The following is a 19,865-nucleotide window of genomic DNA, read 5'->3' as shown; positions in this document are numbered from 1 at the left end:
GTGGAACCACAACTGAAAAAAACTGTTATTGGATTACCGGCCTCGTTGATAACACCGTCCGCCTATTCTTGAACGGGTTACGCCCGAAGAAGCAGCAAAGCGGGTTGTGGAAAAACAACTCAAAAAAACTGTTATTGGATTACCGCCCCCGTTGATAACACCGTCTGCGTATTCTTGAACGGGTTACTCCCGAAGAAGCAGCAAAGCGGGTCGTGGAAAAACAACTCAAAAAAACTGTTATTCGATTACCGCCCGCGTTGATAACACCGCCCGCGTATTCTTGAACGGGTTACTCCCGAAGAAACTGCAACCCGAGTCGGAGAACCACAACTCAAAAACTGTTATTGGATTACCGCCCCCGTTGAAAACACCGTCTGCATATTCTTGAACGGGTTACGCCCGAAGAGACCGCAACCCGAGTCGGAGAACCACAACTGAAAAAAACTGTTATTGGATTACCGCCCCCGTTGATAACGCCGTCCGCGTAGATAACACCGCCCACGTTGATAATACCGGTCCCGTTGATAAATGTTGTTACCCCACTATATTGTCTGCACTGGTGAAGGCAAATTTGAAATGCCCTGCCCCACCCCAATTTCTCGGGACTCATCGGTGAAGCTGTCAAGCAATCAATCCGGCGCATTCATCCGGTCAATCATGGTGATTCGATCAATCATGCTGATTCGGTTTCGGGAATTTCCCTATGTCACCATTTTATCAGCGTTTTTTAAAATTATGTTCCTATCGCGTTCATATTTTTAATACGGAATAGAGTCACGCTGTTTGAAAAAAAATAAAGCGTTGAATTATATCGTCCCCGTTATTCACATCATTTTTCCACTGTGAAACATACCATATCTAGTTGTTTGGTGATTTGAACAAACGACTCCTTGACGGCAATGGCGTTTTGCTCTTTTATGCATAATTGCTCCTGCATTGAAAAATGGAGGACGTTTCAAATCTGTAATCATGCGTAGTTTTGTGTGCAGTCAAAAGGTTGTAATTGCGAGCAGGAATAGCTCGCATTTTTGTTGTTGTGTGCACATAAAAAGGTTCACTAAGCGTTGTGTAAAACTTAAAAATTTATGAAAAATTTACTATATTTTGTGTTAGTTATCCGTTAGCACCACAGAATGTAGTGCATGCATCTTTTTTATACGAGATGTTTGACAGGTATCGGATATGGGCAGAACAGTGTTTCTGTTTGCCATTATCTCATACCGGTTGTTGAAATTGGGGGTTAGTCTCTGCCATCCGGTTTTGTGATGGGAGAGGTTTTGGAGAGATTTGTATCGGGCGGATTTTGCCGACCAGTTACAAACACAACATATTGAATAAGGACAGGCTATGAAAATCGCGCGCCATTTCACCAAGGAGGGACAATCTCCCTATTCAGGAATTGAATTCCATAAAGCGACAAGTGAAATAAAAAATCCGAATGGTTCGATTGTTTTCCGGCTCGAAAATATTGATGTTCCAAGCCAGTTCAGTCAGGTAGCGGCCGATATTCTGGCACAAAAATATTTCCGCAAAGCGGGTGTTCCGGCGGTTCTGAAAAAAGTCGAGGAAAACGGTGTTCCTTCGTGGCTTTGGCGCTCGGTTGCCGATGAAAAAGAACTTGCAAAGCTGGCAGAAGACCGTCGCTATGGTTCGGAAATGGATGCGCGTCAGGTTTTCGATCGTCTGGCAGGAACATGGACATATTGGGGGTGGAAAGGCAAATATTTCGATACTGAAAGTGATGCTCTCGCTTTTCACGATGAACTTGCTTATATGCTGGCGACCCAGCGTGTAGCACCTAACAGTCCGCAATGGTTCAATACCGGACTGTTCTGGGCTTATGGCATTGATGGCCCAAGTCAGGGGCATTTTTACGTCGATTGGAAAACCGGCGAGCTGACACGGTCCAAATCGTCCTATGAACATCCGCAACCTCACGCTTGCTTCATCCAGTCGGTTGCCGACGACCTTGTCAATGAAGGTGGCATTATGGATTTGTGGGTGCGTGAAGCCCGTCTATTCAAATATGGCTCAGGAACCGGCTCAAACTTTTCGCAATTACGCGGTCAGGGAGAAAAGCTTTCCGGCGGTGGAAAATCTTCCGGCTTGATGAGCTTTCTGAAAATCGGAGATCGGGCAGCCGGTGCAATCAAATCCGGAGGTACGACACGGCGCGCCGCCAAGATGGTTGTTGTCGATATCGACCATCCCGATATTGAAGCCTATATCGACTGGAAAGTGCATGAAGAACAAAAAGTTGCTGCTCTGGTTACCGGTTCCAAGATTGTCAAAAAACATCTTACGGCCATTATGAAAGCCTGCATCAATTGCGAGGCCGATAATGGAGATTGTTTTGATCCTAATAAAAATCCGGCTTTGAAGCGTGAAATCCGTGCAGCCAAAAAAGATCAGGTTCCCGAAAACTACATCCAGCGCGTGATCCAGTTTGCCCGCCAAGGCTTTCGGGATATGGAATTTGACACATATGATACAGACTGGGATTCGGAAGCCTATCTCACAGTATCAGGCCAGAACTCCAATAATTCGGTTTCCTTGAAGGACGAGTTCTTGCGTGCTGTCGAAAATGATAGCGATTGGAACCTTATTCGCCGCACAGACGGAAAGGTGCACAAAACAGTGCGCGCCCGTGACTTGTGGGATCGTATTTCCTACGCAGCATGGGCTTCGGCCGATCCCGGAGTTCACTTCAACACAACAATGAATGATTGGCATACGTCGCCGGCTGAGGGGCCGATTCGCGCGTCGAACCCGTGTTCCGAATATATGTTCCTCGACGATACAGCCTGTAATCTTGCATCCATCAATCTGTTGACCTATCGGAACCATGATGGCTCCTATGATCTTGATGCTTATGAACATAGCGTTCGCCTATGGACGATTGTTCTTGAAATATCGGTCATGATGGCACAATTCCCGTCAAAAGAAATTGCCAAACGTTCCTACGAATATCGCACACTCGGTCTGGGCTATGCAAATATTGGCGGCCTGTTGATGACATCCGGCATTCCTTATGATTCCGACAAAGGGCGCGCAATTTGTGGAGCACTTACAGCGATCATGACCGGCGTTGCCTATGCGACATCTGCCGAAATGGCCAAGGAACTTGGTGCATTCAAAGGATATAAGCCGAATAAGGAAAATATGTTGCGGGTTATCCGCAACCATCGCCGCGCTGCCTATGGTGAAACGACCGGCTATGAAGGATTGTCGGTCAATCCGGTCGCATTACTCGAAAAAGATTGTCCAGATCATAAGATGATCGAACGCGCCCGTAAGGCTTGGGACAAAGCGTTGGAACTCGGCAAGCTCTATGGCTATCGCAATGCGCAGGCCACAGTTGTCGCTCCGACCGGAACAATCGGTCTGGTTATGGATTGCGATACGACAGGAATCGAGCCTGATTTTGCTTTGGTCAAGTTCAAAAAGCTTGCTGGCGGCGGATATTTCAAGATTATCAACCGTGCTGTTCCCGAAGCTTTGCGCACTTTAGGCTATTCGGAAAGCCAGATCGCCGAAATCGAAGCTTATGCGGTAGGCCACGGAAATATCAATCAGGCTCCTGCGATCAATCCTACGACATTAAAAGCAAAAGGCTTTTCCGACGAAAAGATAGAAGTTTTGAACGAGGCAATGAAAAGTGCCTTCGACATCAAGTTTGTCTTCAACAAATGGACGCTTGGTGAAGATTTCTGCAAAAATGTCTTGAACTTTACCGAAGAGCAACTTGATGATGTTTCTTTTGAGATGTTACCGGCGCTCGGTTTCTCGAAAAAAGACATCGAGGCAGCCAATCTCCATGTTTGCGGTGCGATGACACTGGAAGGTGCTCCCCATCTCAAACAAGAGCATTATCCGGTATTTGATTGCGCCAATGCTTGCGGAAAGATTGGCAAGCGCTATCTTTCGGTTGAAAGTCATATCCGCATGATGGCGGCAGCTCAGCCTTTCATTTCAGGGGCTATTTCCAAAACGATCAATATGCCGAATGATGCAACTGTAGAAGATTGCGCCAATGCTTACATGTTGTCATGGAAACTGGCATTGAAAGCCAATGCGCTTTATCGAGATGGCTCGAAATTGTCGCAGCCTTTGAATGCATCGCTGATTGCCGATGACGATGATGAAGATGCTGTCGATAATCTGATTGAACAACCGGCGGCTGCCCGTACTGCGAAGGTTACCGAGAAGATCGTCGAAAAGGTTGTCGAGAAATATATTCATGAACGTGAAAAACTCCCCAACCGTCGGCAAGGTTACACGCAAAAGGCAATTGTTGGCGGGCATAAAGTTTATCTTAGAACGGGTGAATTCGGCGACGGCCGTTTGGGCGAAATCTTCATTGATATGCATAAAGAAGGCGCTGCTTTCCGCGCTATGATGAACAATTTTGCCATCGCTATTTCGCTTGGGCTGCAATATGGCGTACCGTTGGAAGAATATGTCGATGCATTTACATTCACCAAATTTGAACCGGCAGGAATGGTTCAAGGAAATGATGCAATCAAAAACGCGACATCAATTCTTGACTATGTATTCCGTGAACTCGCGGTTTCTTATCTTGGACGTTATGATCTTGCCCATGTCGATATGTCGGATTTTTCAAATACGGCCTTGGGCAAAGGTGTAAAGGAAGGAAAAACCAACCTTATTTCAACAGGTTGGACACGCGGGTACAAGTTGAAGCTTACCGAAACCAAAGGGCCGGTTGCCAAAATTGCAACGCCTTCTGCGACACCTTCTGCAAAGTCGAATGTTACGACATTGAAGACAGCAGCGTCAGTTCAGGCAAAGGCTTCACCCTCGCTGGAAACACATGGTGCTACGGCTTTGAAACCCGACTTGTCCGAGGAAGAGAACAAGATAAATAATTTGTTCGATGCCGACACTTCGGATGAAGCCAAGGCCGAAGAAATGGCCAATGAAGTGGCTGAAGCAAAAAAGCTTGCCTCCGACCGTAGAAAACAAGCGATGATGCAAGGCTATACCGGCGACATGTGTTCGGAATGTCAGAATTTTACAATGGTGCGTAACGGCACTTGCCTGAAATGCGACACTTGTGGTGCAACAAGCGGATGCAGTTGACCGTTTTATACGTCATTTGATCTTTTAAGCGGCTCCTTTCAGGAGCCGTTTTTTTAAATGCCGTGAAGCATTGATAAATAAAACCGTTTCATCAAGCGGTGAATTCAAAATACGGAATAAAAATTAGGACAAAAACAAAGCCTGAACCCGCCAAATTCTATATAAATGCCTCTCCTCACTGAGGTAAAATATTGCATCCGATTGATTGTTCTGGTCGCCGCTTACCAATAAAACTCTGGGGTTTTGACCGTTCTATCATGTCCCGAAAATGAATGTCATTTCTGTTGCAAGAAAGAGTTTCCAATCCCTTGCAAGAAAGATGTACCAGTCATTTCCATAAAGTTACCGGACTTTTTTCCAATCATCCCCTAATTGGTGTCTAAACCATGTCATTTGGCGTTTTGCGTAACGGCGTGTATTGGTTTTGGCTTCTTCGATTGCAGCCTGAATTGTCTTTCGGCCTTTCAGAACATCAATAAATTCCGGAATACCGATCGCTTTCATTGCAGGCATTGACGGGGCTAAACCCAATTTATCCAACGCCCGCGCTTCGTTCAAAGCACCATTTTCAACCATTTTATCGAAACGTTTTTCGATACGCTCATAAACCACGTTGCGATCGGGAAGTAACAGCAACTTTTCAACATTTTCATTTTCGAGTGCGGGTCTGGTCTTCCGACTTTGCCAGTAACTCAAGGTTTTTCCCGTTGCTTCATAAACTTCCAAGGCACGAATAATTCTTTGCCCATCACGATCGCTCAACCTGCGAGCTACCGGCTCGTCAATCGTCTCAAGCATCTTATAGAGGGTTAGCGAGCCTTCATTTTTCAATTTGTCACGCCATTTCTCGCGTGTGCAATCAGGAATATCGGGAATTTCTGCCAAACCTTCTGTCAAAGCTTTAAAGTAAAGCCCTGTACCCCCTACAAAAATGAGCGGAAGCTCGATATTTTCAAGAATCGCAATAGTATCCTTCAGCCATTTGCCGGTCGAATAGTGTTCGTCGGGTGCGATATAACCATAGAGATAATGTGGTATAAGTGCCATATCTTCACGGCTTGGTCGTGCTGTAATAATGTCCAGAACGCTATAGACTTGCATCGAATCGGCATTCACAATCACCGCTTCATTTTCTTGTGCCAATTTCAGCGCAAAATCCGACTTGCCGCTTGCCGTAGGCCCCGCTATCAAAGTAATTGTTCTTTTCTTCATGAACGGAGTTTTCCATGTCCCATAGCGAGTTACTTGTAGCCACGTTGATCGCCAATCCGGAAAAACCGGTATTGACACCACAGCTCGTTGATAAAGCCACTGATAGCATTAATGCAAGCAATGTCTATTGGCTTTGTGATGGAATAGCCTGCGACATCCCGCTGAATAACAATATCGCGCCGGATGAAGCACAAGCCACTTTACGAAACACCCTTCACGGCGAAGCTGTGGATGTTGCTGTTCAACGACAAGACAACAGGCGAAAGAAACTTCTGATCGCCGATATGGACTCAACCATGATCGGTCAGGAATGCATCGACGAGCTAGCCGATGTTGCGGGCTTGCGCGACTATATTTCCGACATAACGAAACGTGCAATGAATGGTGAAATTGCGTTTGAACCGGCGCTTCGTGAACGTGTCGCTTTATTAAAAGGGCTGCCATTGTCGATCATAGACGATGTGATTGAAAAGCGCATCACACTGGCAAATGGCGGCAAAGCACTGATTGCCACCATGCGTAAAAATGGCGCCTATACAGCACTTGTTTCCGGTGGCTTTACACTTTTTACCTCGAAAATTGCAAGTGCCATCGGTTTTGACGAACATAATGCCAATGAACTCGTCGTCGAAGGAGATCATCTCGCAGGACGGGTGAACGAACCTATTTTAGGCAAACAAGCAAAACTTGAAAAATTGGAAGAACTCTGTGAACGGTTACACATCTCGCCCAACGATGCGATGGCGGTCGGAGATGGTGCCAATGACCTTGCAATGCTCAAACGCGCAGGCTCCGGCGTTGCTCTTCATGCGAAACCGATTGTTGCAGAAGCTGCCTCCATTCGCATTGATTACGGTGATTTGACGGCCCTTCTTTATTTGCAAGGTTATCGTAAATCGGACTTTGTCGAATGAAAGCAACCTGAATTATCGCTTATCCGATGTTTTGGACATTATTCGATAAAACGGGCAACTGAAAACAGCTAGGGTGTTTACTGAACTCGCCCCTCATCTAATCTGGTAAAATATTGCCAAAACACGTTGAATTTACGCAACAAAACCGGACAGAATTTTTGTAAGGCACGCGGGACAAAAACATCTTTTTTGTCGATAAATCAAAATATACCCTATCGGAACTTGTGTTGTTGAATTCCAAAATATTGATCTAACCCTATACGAACAGGGTTTTACGTTTAGAAGTTTCCGAAAAAGAAACTCCGTATAGCCATTTTTATAATCCGGTCGTTATCAATCATTCTAGCGGTCAAAGCGATGACCAAGTCGCGGTCAGTTGCTTACCGATTGTGATGCAAATTGCCGATATTTCTGCTCAAGAGCGGATTTTCAATCAAGCCGCAAGGTCACAAAACGCAATTCACCATCTTCACCCGCAACCATTAACAAGGCGTTTTTACGACCATTGGCGCGCAATTGCTCCAATTGCTTGGAAACATCTTCTGGCGTTTTAACAAGCTGCTGGTTAATGTCTACAATAACCTCACCTGCACGGATACGCTTTTCATCGGCGGCACTATTCGGCGAAACCGCCGTGACAAGTACGCCATTAACACCATCCTTGATATGGTAGCGTTTACGCAATTCGTCCGTTATTTCCGACAATGTCATGCCCATTGCATGGATGGTATCCGCCTCATCGGCCTTCTTATTGCCGCCTTCATGGTCGTTGTCTGCGGACGAGTCGCTTTCTACTTCTTTTTCCTTCAAACGACCGAGCTTGACTTTCACACTTTTTTCCTGACCATTACGAAGAATTGTCACATCAACAATCTTGCCCACAGGGCTTTCTGCAACAATCCGTGGCAGTTCACGGGCGTCTTTGATAGCGTGGTTACCAAAGCGGATAATAACATCGCCATCTTTTAACTGGGAGTTATCGACTGTTTTGTCGTCGATTTTTCCGGCGACCAGCGCGCCCTGGGCTTTCGGCAATTTAAGACTATCAGCAATTTCCTGTGTTACCGGTTGTATTCTTATCGCAAGCGAACCGCGCCTTGTTTCGCCAAACTCTTTCAATTGGTCAAGGACACTGGTCGCCATATCGGAGGGAATAGCAAAACCGATACCGATCGAACCGCCGGATGGTGATATGATCGCCGTATTGATGCCGATAACCTTGCCATTCATATCAAATAGTGGCCCGCCGGAATTGCCGCGATTTATGGCCGCATCCGTCTGGATAAAATCATCATAGGGGCCAGCGCTAATATCGCGATTTCGTGCGGAAATAATACCCACGGTGACTGTTCCACCAAGACCGAACGGGTTACCTATGGCCATTACCCAATCGCCAATACGCGCATTATCCGAGTCACCGAACGAAACCGCAGTAAGCTTTTTTGCCTTTGGATCGACTTGCAAGAGAGCAAGATCGGTCTTGGCATCCTTGCCTAAGAGTTTGGCTTTGAGCTTGGAGCCGTCAGTGAAATTGACCTCGATTTCATCGGCATCGGCGATAACGTGATTATTGGTAACGATGAGCCCTTTTTCGGCATCAATAACAAAACCTGAGCCGAGCGATTGAACTTTCCTTGATTGGTTCAACTCGCTCTTGTCATTTTTGGGTGAAAAAAAGTCGTTGAAATATTCCTGAAACGGTGCCCCCTCTTCCACTTTGGGCAAAGCCGTCTTGTCACCCTGCTCGGTGCCTTTCACCGTCTGCGATGTAGAAATATTGACAACTGCATCAAGTAATCCGGAAGCAAGATTTGCTACCGATTCCGGTGCTTTATGTTCAAGCGCGACTTCTGCAAAACTTTCGGAATGAGAAAACCCGAATGCCGAACAAAGAACGACAGCTAGCATAAAGCGCTTTAACAACATATTAGCATCCCATCCGAGAGCGCCCCAAACAACGAGGCTCAAACCGTTTAAAACATTTTCAAGCTAAGGGGAAAGACCGAATTTTACCTAAAACAACCTTTATCCCTTTTAATAATGTTTGGCTTTTATCCTATCATTTACGATCGCGAAAGCCATACAATAATTAAACCGATAAGCATCGCGCAAAAACCGCTTATCCGTAAAATATGTTCAGGCGTCACATGTATTTGTGACGCCATCTTTTTTACAAGTCCCGGAAAGCCTGCATAAACAAGCCCCTCGATAAACAGAACAAGCCCGAAAGCCGTAACCAACAAGTTCATTAGTTGTTTGCCGGTGAATTAATTTTACCGGTAGCCAACGGATTGTGGAAATAATAGAAGAAATCCTCGTTAGGCGAAATCACCATCGGAGTGGTTTTCAACTTCTTATAATTTTCCATTGCCAACCAGAAATCATAAAATGACGGATTGGTTTTCCTTGCTTCCAGTAACAAACGGATACTTTCCGCCTGCCCTTCACCGCGGGTGATTTCGGCATCACGCTTGGCAGCAGCAACGATTTCTTCATATTCGCGATTGGCTTCCGCGACAATGCGATCGCGTTCCTGCTGGCCGCGTGCGCGAATATTTTCCGCTGCAGCCTCGCGTTCAGCCGCCATTTGGCGATAGACATCTTCCGATACGGCATCTGTCAAATCGGTCTTGCGAATTCTCACATCAACAATTGTAATACCGAGTGAACCGGCATCAGCGGAAAATTGTTGTTGGACTTCTTCCATCATGGCTCCGCGTTCATCCGAAAGAGCCGCTTTGAACTCACGTTTTCCGTAAACTGCACGTAGTGCATCTATAAAACGCGGTGCAAGGTTTTCTTCGGCTGCGACTTGCGGACGGCCGGAGCTGATGCGTTGCAAGAACAGTTTGGGATCGGTGATGCGATAGATGAAGAAGGCGTCGACTTCATAATAAGCACCGCCACGAACCTGAACAGACTGTGTCGGGACATCATACCGCAACAGACGATTATCGATAATCACTGTCTGGTCGATAAAGGGCGTTTTGAAATATAGCCCCGGTTCCTGTTCAACTCTTACGATCTGTCCGAAACGTTTGACGGCAATCTGTTGACGTGGATAGACGATAAACACCGACATCCAGATTGCCAACAATACGACGATAATGACACCAAGGCCAATGAACAAACGGTTTTGTTGCATTATTGCTGACCTCCTGTCTTATCAGAGTCGGAAGCGGAAGACTTTGTTGCGCTAGAAGTTGCCGGCGATTTGTTTTGCCCCGACATCAATTCATTCAAAGGCAGATAAGACACAGGACCACCATTTTTTTGATCGATTACAAGTTTATTCGGCGCATTCAGAATATTTCCGATTGTTTCCATATAGAGACGATAACGACTTGCGTCCGGTGAAACCGCGGCTTCATGGGAAATCGCTTCAAATCGTTCTGCACGACCTTTGGCCTCTTCCACAGTCTGCGCCTTTTCACCTTTCGCAACCTCGCGCGCTTTTGAAGCCTCACCATTGGCTTGTCCCAATTTCTGGAAACGCACCCGATTACCTTCTTCAATCATGCGCCCCCGTTCCTGTTCGGCTTGCTGAACAGAATTGAACGCAGCAGCAACTTTCGTAGGCGGAGCTGCCTCACTGATCGAAACACGATTGATTTGAACACCCAGCTGATACTTATCAACAGTCGACTGGATAATTTTTTTCACATTATCCGCGACCTCTTCCTTCTTATCGCGCAAAACATCATCAACAGGACGCCGACCGATAACTTCGCGCATGGCACTTTCAGCAACCTGACGAACGGTTCCTTCCTGCTCGTTGACATTGAAGAGGTATCTATCAGGTTCCGAAATGCGATAATATACTGAAAAATTTACATAAACGATATTCTGGTCGCTTGATAGCATCAGCCCGTCGCTCTGCTGGGGTTGGCCGGGTTTGCCACCTATTGCGATCGACTTTTCAGTGAGCGGCACCTTCAAATAATTTTCGATTGGCCAGAAATGGAAGTGAAGGCCGTCATTGATAATGCCGGGCTTCGGCACTCCGAACCGCAATTCGACTGCTTGCTCATTCTGCTGGACAATATAGAAACATTGAAAAAGCCAGAATATGATTGCAACGACGATTATGACAAGGACAATAGCACCACCGCCGAATTGCTTGAGCGTATCCTGACCTTTGCGTAAAATATCGTCAATATCGGGACCGTTGCCGCCATTATTTCCGCCGCCATTGCCACCCGAACCGAGCGGCTTTTTCCCCCACGGGTTTTTATTGCTGCCATTGTCGTTTCCGCCGCCACTCCACGGGCTTCCACCATTATTTCCGCCGCCTCCCCAGGGGCCGCCGCCATTCTGATTGCTCCAGGGCATAATCACCTCTTGCTCAGCGCAACATTTGCGCAATATTTATCGTTCCACTGTTATAGGGATGTCGACATCACGTTTCAACGCAATGATCGACCAATTGTCCTTTTTTTAAAACTTATTGGCGTTCATAGACAACAAATCTGGTAGGAAATGTGTCTTTCGACCCTTCCGGTACCATTTCACTCGACAAAGCGCGCCAATTTTGCGGATCAAAAGTCGGAAAAAATGTATCTCCCTCGACAGCCGCAAGTATTTCCGTGATATACATGCGATCGGCAAAGGGCAAAAATTCCTTGAAGATTGCCCCTCCTCCGATGATAAAAATTTCGTCTGTCTTTGTTTTATCCGCTTCCGCTTCGGCTATTTGGCGGGCTTCGGAAAAAGAATGCGTCACAATTGCGCCATTTCCGGCAAAAGATTTATCGCGGGTGATAACAATATTGGCGCGCTCAGGCAGTGGCTTTTTTAGAGAATCCCATGTTTTACGCCCCATAACCACCGGATGACCGATGGTGAGTGCTTTAAATCTCTTCAAATCCGTCGACAAGCGCCATGGCATTGTTCCATCACGACCAATCACGCCATTTTCCGCAACAGCAACAATAAGACTGATCTTCGCCATTACACGGCCACCGGTGCTTTGATATGTGGTGCGGCAACATAGTTTTCGAGTGAAAAATCCTCATATTGAAATTTGAAGAGATCTTTGACATCGGGATTGAGTTTCATGGTTGGCAATGGCAAGGGTTTTCGTGTGAGTTGCAGCTTTGCTTGCTCGAAATGGTTGGAATAAAGATGGGCGTCGCCGAATGTGTGGACGAAATCTCCTGCTTTCAGACCGGTGACGTGGGCAATCATCATTGTTAGCAAGGCGTATGAAGCAATATTGAAAGGTACTCCAAGAAATATATCGGCCGAACGTTGATAGAGTTGGCAAGACAATTTTCCGTCCGCAACATAAAACTGGAACATACAATGGCAAGGAGGCAAAGCCATCTCGTCGACCAGCGCAGGATTCCAGGCTGAAACAATCAACCGGCGCGAATAAGGTGTCTTGATAATCATATCGACAAGCTTGGCTATCTGGTCAATATGACGACCATCGGGGCACGGCCATGACCGCCATTGATATCCGTAAACCGGCCCAAGATCACCATTTTCATCCGCCCATTCATTCCAGATGGATACGCCGTGTTCGTTCAGCCATTTGATATTGGTATCACCCCGCAAAAACCACAACAACTCATAGATAATCGAGCGGACATGAAGCTTTTTGGTTGTCAGCAGCGGAAAGCCGTCGGCAAGATTAAATCGCATCTGGTAACCGAATACAGAACGCGTACCGGTTCCGGTCCGATCGGAACGGTCAATACCGTTGGCGAGAACATAAGACAGAAGGTCGAGATAGTTTTTCATAAAGCTTTGATAACAGATTCTTGTCGCTCAAGGGAATAGACATCCCGCGCCTTTGAAACACGGTTTCAACAATAAATAACGCTTTAAAAGCTATTATTCCTAATCGAAAATTCCGGAAGGAAATTTTGCCGGTTCACGATTTTTCACGGGCTTTGCGTGCCTATTTCTTTGATTTTTCAATTTATTGAAGCAGAAACGCTATCGTTTATCGTCAAGAAAATACGCTTCAAAAAATCAAGACCGGATATTCATTGTTGGGAAGTCTTTCGATGCTGACAGGAATAAAGCGCTATAAGTCGGCTGAAAAAACACTGTATGTTGTTGCATCTATTCGATTGACAGAAAATCGATTATTCCGGCATTCGAGATTAAAAATACCGGAATAACCGAATGAACACCCTTCTGCCGTTCTGTCATTGAATGAGATTGGAACTCTATTTCTGAAACCGGCGATAGAACCGCTAATGGATAATGAAATTTCTCAACAGAGATAACTTTCCACAAGTCGAACCCAGTAAGTGCTTGCCCGCAATAACAATTCATCGTTGAAATTATAATGGTCGCTATGCAGATTTGCTGTGTTCCCGTTGCCGATAAAGAGATAGCAGCCCTGTTTTTTCTGAAGCATGTAGGAAAAATCTTCGCTAAACGTAAAGGGTTGTGAACGTTCTTCTATAGCCTCCTTACCGAATGCTTCTTCAGCAACGCGGCGTGCAAATTCTGTTAAAGCTTTATCATTCTCGCATGCCGGATTGAGACGAAAATAATCAATTTCGCATTTTGCACCGAACACATTGGCCTGAAATTCGACAATTTCCCTAATGCGTTTTTCTAAAAGATTGCGTATTTTTTCATCATAGCTGCGGATTGTAAGTTTCAATTCGGCCGTTGCCGGAATAATGTTATAGGCTTCACCGGCATGAAAACTTGCAACAGTCACAACGGCAGATTGCAACGGCGAGACGTTGCGCGAGACAATGGTTTGCAATGAACTGACAATAGCCGCACCGACAACAATAGGATCAATTGCCGTTTCGGGTTGGGCTCCATGTCCGCTTTTTCCTTTGATGATAATTCTTGCACGGTCGGAAGCTGCGGTTGCAGCCCCCGGTATAAAACAAAAATTACCCGCTGGAATACCAGGCACATTATGATAGCCGAATATGGCATCACACGGGAATTTGTCGAAAATTCCTTCATCAACCATGCGCCGCGCGCCGCCAAGGCCTTCTTCTGCCGGTTGAAAAATAAGATGAAGCGTTCCGGAAAACTGTTTTGTGCGCGCAAGATAGCGCGCTGCCGTCAACAGGCTGGACGTATGCCCGTCGTGGCCGCATGCATGCATTTTTCCGGCATTTTTGCTGGCATAGGGCAATCCTGTCTGTTCATTGACCGGTAGAGCATCCATATCGGCACGAAGACCGAGCGTTTTTTTCCCCTCGCCTGCTTTCAAAGTCGCAACAATGCCGGTTCCGGCAAGGTGCGACAATTCATAGCCCCATTCCCGAAGCAATTTACCGACAATGGCCGATGTAGCCTTTTCCTCAAAACCTGTTTCAGGGTTAGAATGGATTTGATGTCGCAACTCGGTCATTTCCGGCAAATACGCCTTGATGGCATGGGCGACTTCACGACTATCTTCTATCATTTTCGATTATATCTGTTGCGCCTTATGAAAAGACGTAACAGATTTTTCTCCTATTTCATTTTCAATATTTTACCAGCATAGAAAAGCGCAATAATACTCACAAAAGCGGCGAACATGATATAATAGGCGATTGCTCTATTGTCTCCGGTTATACCGATAAGAGCGGTAGATATTGCCGCAGAAAAGCCACCGAAAATTGTGACCGCTATATTATAGGAAAGCGCAATACCGGACGAGCGAAAGGCTGTCGGAAAGAGTTCGGATAAAGCTGCAGAAGCGGGTGCTGTATAAAGTACCATCAAAACAGCATAAAAGAATTGCTGGCCGATAAGCACCCATAAATTCGGATAAGCCGATAATATCCAGAATGACGGATAGGCAAAAACAAGAATGGCTATTGCTGCGCCAATCATAATCGGACGCCTGCCGACAACATCGGACCAGGCACCGACAATCGGACAGAATAATAACACTACGCCCACCACTATCATGCCGAGATAAGGCGAAGTCAAAGCCATATGCAGATTATTAATGGCGTAAGTTGCCATAAAGGAGCTTGCTGTTTTGCTCGTCACTGTCCAGATCATAACAATGCCGATACCGATCAATAACGGTTTCCAACTGTTCTTGAGCAGAATCGTAAAAGGCACATGCTCTTTAACTGTTTTTTCCCGTTCGGCCAGAAATGCCGGAGATTCGTCAATCTGGCGGCGAACGTAAAAGCCGACAGGCGCAACCAGCATCCCGAAAGCGAAAGCGACGCGCCATCCCCAAAGAGCAACGTCTTCCCGTGGCAGAAATGCGGTAATACCCCAACCGATGATACCAGCCACAAGAAAAGCACCGGTTTGGCTGACCTGCTGCCAGGCGGCAAATTGACCGCGCTTATTAGCCGGAGCGGTTTCCACCAAGATTGACAAAGCCGAACCGATTTCACCACCTGCCGAAATACCCTGTATCAGTCGGGCAATCACAATAATAATCGGCGCCAGAATGCCGATATGTTCATAAGTCGGACATATCGCAATGATACCCATGCCGACAGCCATCAGAATCATCGTTAGAGAAAGTGCGGATTTTCTCCCGACGCGATCGGAATAAATGCCAAGCACAACGGCTCCAAGCGGACGCGTTAAAAAGCCGATAGCAAATGTAATAAATGTCAATAACATGGATACGGTCGGATTCCCCGTCGGGAAAAACTGGTCGGAAATGACATAGGCAAAAAGTGCATAAGCCCCGAAATCATACCATTCCAGCATTCCCCCCATCACCGCAGCAATGATTACTTTTCTGGAAACTGTCGGGTTTTCCACTTCGTTCGGATTTTTCATTCGGGCTTGGGCGTCTTGCATAAATTCTCCTTACAAACTGGCTCATGCGATAAAATACAGGAAACATAACCAATTCTCGATTGTTATTTCATAATAAAAGCCATAACAAAAAAGTATGGACTTTTACTTTTTGCAGAGTCATTGGGTAAAAGTGTTTCATGTAAGGGATTGGTCAATATTGGATATAAAGCAGATCCGCTATTTTCAAGCTATTGCGCAATATGGCAGCATTTCCGAAGCTGCAAGGCGTCTTTTTATTGTGCAACCGGCATTAAGTCGCCAGATCAAGGAACTGGAAAGAAACCTCGGCGCAAAACTCTTTATCCGCCGACAAAAGGGTATCGAGCTGACCAAAGCCGGAGAACAATTATTGCAGGATAGTTCGACTATCATGCAAGCGCTCAATCTAGCGGTTACAAACGTCAGAAGGGCAAGTGGTGTCAGGGAAACACTCCATATCGGCATTGCCCCGACATATACGTGGAACCCTTTGGTTGTAGGAATTATCAAAGATTTTTGTAAGTGCTATCCCGATATAAACCTTTCACTCGAACCGACGCTCGCCGTCGGTCAATCGGAGCGGCTCACCAAAGGAACGCTTGATGCCGGTTTTATGGCATGGCGGTTGAAAGCCGACACAACAAAAGCAGGCATTTTGCTTGCCCGTTGCAAACTTCTGATTGCCAGTCATTCAGAAAGTAGAATTTTTAAAAACAATAAAGCACTCAAATCACTCGAAAACGAAAAATGTCTGTTTTTTCCGCGTGAAATGTCGCCCGAATTTTATGATTTCCTGTTTGTCGAGTGCAGGAAAGCCAATTTCAGTCCCGACATTGTCACCTGTGCGACAGATTTCAATTCATGTCTCGGAATGGTATTAAGCGGCCTAGGCTACACATTTATCTCCAGCATATCACGTTATAATTGCCCCTCCGGAATCAAGCTTGACGCACATCCATTGCTTTCAGGGGAATATGATTTCGAGCTCGTTTACCGAAAACCCGTACGTAAGGAAGCTCTGCAATTATTGATAGACTTCGTTAAAGAACGTCAAAGCCTCAATCCCCTTCCCGTCGCATGACACCATAACAAAATGTTATCAACATTCATAAACAACAATGCTGACGGGGAGAAACTAGACTTTCAATAGCGTTCGGTTTCAGAGTTATCCATTGTTTCATTACCCGTTTTATTTATGCGTTATTTATTCAACATTGCATTGTCTGTTATAACCGGCTTTATAATGTTTTGTCAGATCCGGTCAGGTAATGCATGTTCTCTTTGGCATAGGCTACCGGCAATTTTTCAAGCCATTCTTTCTTGCCGCTTTCTACGCCAATCCCGCTGTTTTCAAATGCCGATACTATGTGTCGCGGATCTATCGTTGCAGTCCGCGTCATCAATGCGGGTCATAGATTGCTGCTATGAATTGTTTCTGCCTTTAATAAAGATTTTTCGCAAAATTTCTTCTTTTTAGCAAAAGTTTGCAACTGGGCTTGGGAAAACCCGCTTTTCTACCTGATATATCAGTGGATTAACGTTTTTCCGTTGCCCTTCACAAAAAGATCGCGTTAAGACTAACGAATGTGGAACCGTTTCAAGCAGAACAAAATAGGAGCGAGACATGAAAGTTCTAGCAGCCGGACTCATATTGGGTAGCCTTTTTATCAGCTTCTCTGCACAGGCAGAAAGTTTGCGATTGGCAAGTGAAGGTGCCTATCCGCCATTCAATTATGTTGATTCCGACAACAAGCTTCATGGCTTTGACATCGATATTGCTTATGCACTATGCGACAAAATGAAAGTTGAATGCATTGTCACCGCACAAGATTGGGACGGCATCATTCCGGGGCTGCTTGCAAAAAAATATGACGGCATCATTGCTTCCATGATTCCCACGGAAGAACGCAGGCAAAAGGTCGATTTTACAAACCGGTATTACACCACAAAACTTGCAGTCGCGGTTCGCAAGGATTCCGACATCAAGGATGTCGAACCCCAGTCTATGAAGGGTAAAACGATCGGCGCACAGGCCGGTACAGCCCAGGCCAATTACGCAGAAGATAACTATGGCCCTGCCGGTGCTGAAATAAAACTCTATCCAACCGCCGACGATGCGAATAGCGATTTGCTCAATAATCGTCTCGACGGCATTGTCCATGACAAATACCCGTTGATGAGCTGGTTGGAAAACGAAGGGAAAGATTGCTGTAAAGTCTTGGGCGAGCTTGATGGAACGAATGAACCGGTTGCCATTGCTATCCGGAAAAATTCGGATGAATTGAAAGCACGCTTGAATAAAGCTATTGACGAAATCAGAGCCGATGGGACTTACGAAAAAATAGCCAAAAAATATTTTCAGTTCGATGTCTATTAATCGTGCATTGTCTTAGTATAGTGAACGACCCAATCGACTGCTGTCCACAAATAGCCGGAGCCTTTTCATGATCGAATATTTGTCATTGCTTTCTTTTGGCAGTGGCGGTTGGGGAATCGTTATGTTGTCCGGTGCGGGGGTAACATTGTCGCTCGCGCTTTGCTGCCTGCCGCTTGGTCTTCCCCTTGGCCTTGTCTGTGCCATGATGATTCAGTCGGATGTGAAGATTTTTCAGCTTGTTGCCACTGTTTTTTCGGCAATATTCCGCGGCTTGCCGGAATTGCTCACATTGTTTCTGGTCTATTACGGATTACAAACCTTGGTGCAAACCCTCATGGCGCATTTCAATATAAATGCCGAATTTTCAGTCAATGCCTTTTTTGCCGGCGTTTTGGCACTTGGAACAGTATTTGCAGCTTTTTCCTGTGAAGTCTGGCTTGGTGCTTTCAAAGTACTGGATAGCGGCCAATATGAAGCGGCAAAAGCGCTGAGCCTTTCACGCGCGACAACATTTTTTCGCGTGATTTTACCGCAGTTGGCGCGCAATGCCCTGCCCGGTCTTTCCAACAATTGGCTGACACTTCTCAAAGATACGTCGCTGGTTTCAACCATTACTCTTGTCGATATTATGCGTCAGACCAATCTGGCAGTGGCCGCAACAAAACAGCCGATGTTCTTTTATTCGACAGCCTGTGTCATTTATCTTATCTTTTCGGCAATCTCTTCTTTCATTATCCGTTTTATGGAAAAGCGTGCCAATGCCTGTTATGAAAAGGTTTCGGCATGATGATACCCGACTTTTTACATTTTCTTGTCAATCCGGATATATTAACCCGTTATGGTTGGAAATTTGTCGACGGTTTTTTTGTCACAATCAAGCTTGTAGCACTTTCCTACACCGCCGGTTTTTTCTTGAGCATTTTCATAACGCTCGCCGTCCGCTCTAAATATTCGGCATTGCGTATCCCTGCGCGAATTTACATTCTGTTTTTTCGTGGTTCGCCGTTACTTGCCCAGTTGTTTTTGTTTTACTATGGAATCGGGTCTTTTACCGAACTATGGAAAAGCGTCGGGTTGTGGTGGTTTTTCCAAAGTTCGTGGTGGTGTTGTTTATTGATTTTTGCACTCAACACGGCTGGCTATCAGGCAGAAATCTTCCGTGGCAGTATGCAATCTGTACCAACCGGTCAATATGAAGCGGCAAAAGCTTTGGGACTTGACGGAAGAACCACATTTATCCGTGTCATCTTGCCGCAATCCATGATTATGGCATTGCGCCCGCTCGGAAACGAATTCATCCTTATGGTCAAAGCCAGCGCTGTCGCATCTCTTGTGACTGTTTACGACATCATGGGAGTAGCCAAACTCGCATATTCACGCACATTCGATTTTCAGGTCTATATCTGGGCAGCGGTGCTCTATCTGCTCATTGTCGAAGTGGTTCGACGCGCAATCGGCATAACGGAACGTCGACTGACACGGCATTTACGTTAGATTCCGTTTTTTTTGAAAAGAGACTTGCGGGACGTAGT

The 19,865-nt window shown here is 45.9% G+C and carries 16 protein-coding genes; 6 read left to right on the top strand and 10 right to left on the bottom strand.

Annotated features, from left to right (window positions below):
- Positions 1-1,347 precede the first annotated feature (1,347 nt).
- Positions 1,348-5,103: a vitamin B12-dependent ribonucleotide reductase gene (locus GQS64_RS06340; RefSeq protein WP_198231020.1), complete on the top strand. Its 3,756-nt coding sequence runs from the start codon at positions 1,348-1,350 to the stop codon at positions 5,101-5,103.
- A 342-nt stretch (positions 5,104-5,445) separates the two neighbouring features.
- Here the strand turns inward: GQS64_RS06340 and miaA are convergent, their stop codons facing one another.
- On the bottom strand, positions 5,446-6,315 hold the full coding sequence (gene miaA / locus GQS64_RS06335; RefSeq protein ID WP_198231019.1) for a tRNA (adenosine(37)-N6)-dimethylallyltransferase MiaA: 870 nt from the start codon (positions 6,313-6,315) through the stop codon (positions 5,446-5,448).
- Between the two features lie 14 nt (positions 6,316-6,329).
- Between miaA and serB the strand changes: the two genes are divergently transcribed.
- Positions 6,330-7,229, top strand: a complete 900-nt coding sequence (gene serB / locus GQS64_RS06330; protein WP_198231018.1) for a phosphoserine phosphatase SerB — start codon at positions 6,330-6,332, stop codon at positions 7,227-7,229.
- 429 nt (positions 7,230-7,658) lie between these two features.
- On the opposite strand, the gene GQS64_RS06325 is transcribed toward serB, so the two are convergent.
- The 8 genes from GQS64_RS06325 to GQS64_RS06290 all read right to left on the bottom strand — a co-directional run bounded on the left by GQS64_RS06325 (position 7,659) and on the right by GQS64_RS06290 (position 15,977).
- Complete coding sequence (locus GQS64_RS06325) at positions 7,659-9,155, bottom strand: Do family serine endopeptidase (RefSeq protein WP_077991930.1); 1,497 nt, start codon at positions 9,153-9,155, stop codon at positions 7,659-7,661.
- 137 nt (positions 9,156-9,292) lie between these two features.
- Positions 9,293-9,478 carry a DUF2065 domain-containing protein gene (locus GQS64_RS06320; protein WP_198231017.1) on the bottom strand — a complete coding sequence of 62 codons (186 nt, stop codon included), beginning with the start codon at positions 9,476-9,478 and terminating at the stop codon, positions 9,293-9,295.
- The gene (gene hflC / locus GQS64_RS06315; protein ID WP_077991928.1) at positions 9,478-10,374 is read right to left on the bottom strand and encodes a protease modulator HflC; all 897 of its coding nucleotides are present in this window, start codon (positions 10,372-10,374) and stop codon (positions 9,478-9,480) included. The genes GQS64_RS06320 and hflC overlap by 1 nt, the downstream gene beginning before the upstream one ends.
- Positions 10,374-11,561: an FtsH protease activity modulator HflK gene (gene hflK / locus GQS64_RS06310; protein WP_198231016.1), complete on the bottom strand. Its 1,188-nt coding sequence runs from the start codon at positions 11,559-11,561 to the stop codon at positions 10,374-10,376. Before hflK ends, hflC begins: the two co-directional genes overlap by 1 nt.
- A gap of 112 nt (positions 11,562-11,673) precedes the next feature.
- On the bottom strand, positions 11,674-12,180 hold the full coding sequence (locus tag GQS64_RS06305) for a dihydrofolate reductase (RefSeq protein ID WP_077991925.1): 507 nt from the start codon (positions 12,178-12,180) through the stop codon (positions 11,674-11,676).
- Positions 12,180-12,974 (bottom strand): thymidylate synthase, encoded by a 795-nt coding sequence (locus GQS64_RS06300; protein WP_198231015.1) that lies wholly within the window; start codon positions 12,972-12,974, stop codon positions 12,180-12,182. The genes GQS64_RS06305 and GQS64_RS06300 overlap by 1 nt, the downstream gene beginning before the upstream one ends.
- Positions 12,975-13,455: 481 nt before the next feature.
- Positions 13,456-14,622: a M20 aminoacylase family protein gene (locus tag GQS64_RS06295; RefSeq protein ID WP_198231014.1), complete on the bottom strand. Its 1,167-nt coding sequence runs from the start codon at positions 14,620-14,622 to the stop codon at positions 13,456-13,458.
- 50 nt (positions 14,623-14,672) lie between these two features.
- Positions 14,673-15,977: an MFS transporter gene (locus GQS64_RS06290; RefSeq protein WP_198231013.1), complete on the bottom strand. Its 1,305-nt coding sequence runs from the start codon at positions 15,975-15,977 to the stop codon at positions 14,673-14,675.
- A gap of 157 nt (positions 15,978-16,134) precedes the next feature.
- Between GQS64_RS06290 and GQS64_RS06285 the strand changes: the two genes are divergently transcribed.
- Entirely contained in the window at positions 16,135-17,037 is a 903-nt protein-coding gene (locus GQS64_RS06285) for a LysR family transcriptional regulator (RefSeq protein WP_198231012.1), read from the top strand.
- A 157-nt stretch (positions 17,038-17,194) separates the two neighbouring features.
- On the opposite strand, the gene GQS64_RS06280 is transcribed toward GQS64_RS06285, so the two are convergent.
- Complete coding sequence (locus GQS64_RS06280; RefSeq protein ID WP_198231011.1) at positions 17,195-17,356, bottom strand: hypothetical protein; 162 nt, start codon at positions 17,354-17,356, stop codon at positions 17,195-17,197.
- 224 nt (positions 17,357-17,580) lie between these two features.
- Here GQS64_RS06280 and GQS64_RS06275 point away from each other — a divergent pair, with 224 nt between their 5' ends.
- The 3 genes from GQS64_RS06275 (at position 17,581) to GQS64_RS06265 (ending at position 19,827) form a co-directional block, all read left to right on the top strand.
- Positions 17,581-18,333, top strand: a complete 753-nt coding sequence (locus GQS64_RS06275) for a transporter substrate-binding domain-containing protein (RefSeq protein ID WP_198231010.1) — start codon at positions 17,581-17,583, stop codon at positions 18,331-18,333.
- A gap of 67 nt (positions 18,334-18,400) precedes the next feature.
- Positions 18,401-19,120 (top strand): ABC transporter permease, encoded by a 720-nt coding sequence (locus GQS64_RS06270; protein WP_077991911.1) that lies wholly within the window; start codon positions 18,401-18,403, stop codon positions 19,118-19,120.
- A complete protein-coding gene (locus GQS64_RS06265; protein ID WP_077994512.1) occupies positions 19,120-19,827 on the top strand; it encodes an ABC transporter permease in 708 nt (235 codons plus the stop codon). The genes GQS64_RS06270 and GQS64_RS06265 overlap by 1 nt, the downstream gene beginning before the upstream one ends.
- Positions 19,828-19,865: the final 38 nt, after the last annotated feature.

This window comes from Bartonella sp. P0282 (assembly GCF_048452985.1).
GTDB classification, from domain to species: domain Bacteria; phylum Pseudomonadota; class Alphaproteobacteria; order Rhizobiales; family Rhizobiaceae; genus Bartonella; species Bartonella choladocola.
This window is presented reverse-complemented; position numbering and strand designations above follow the sequence as displayed.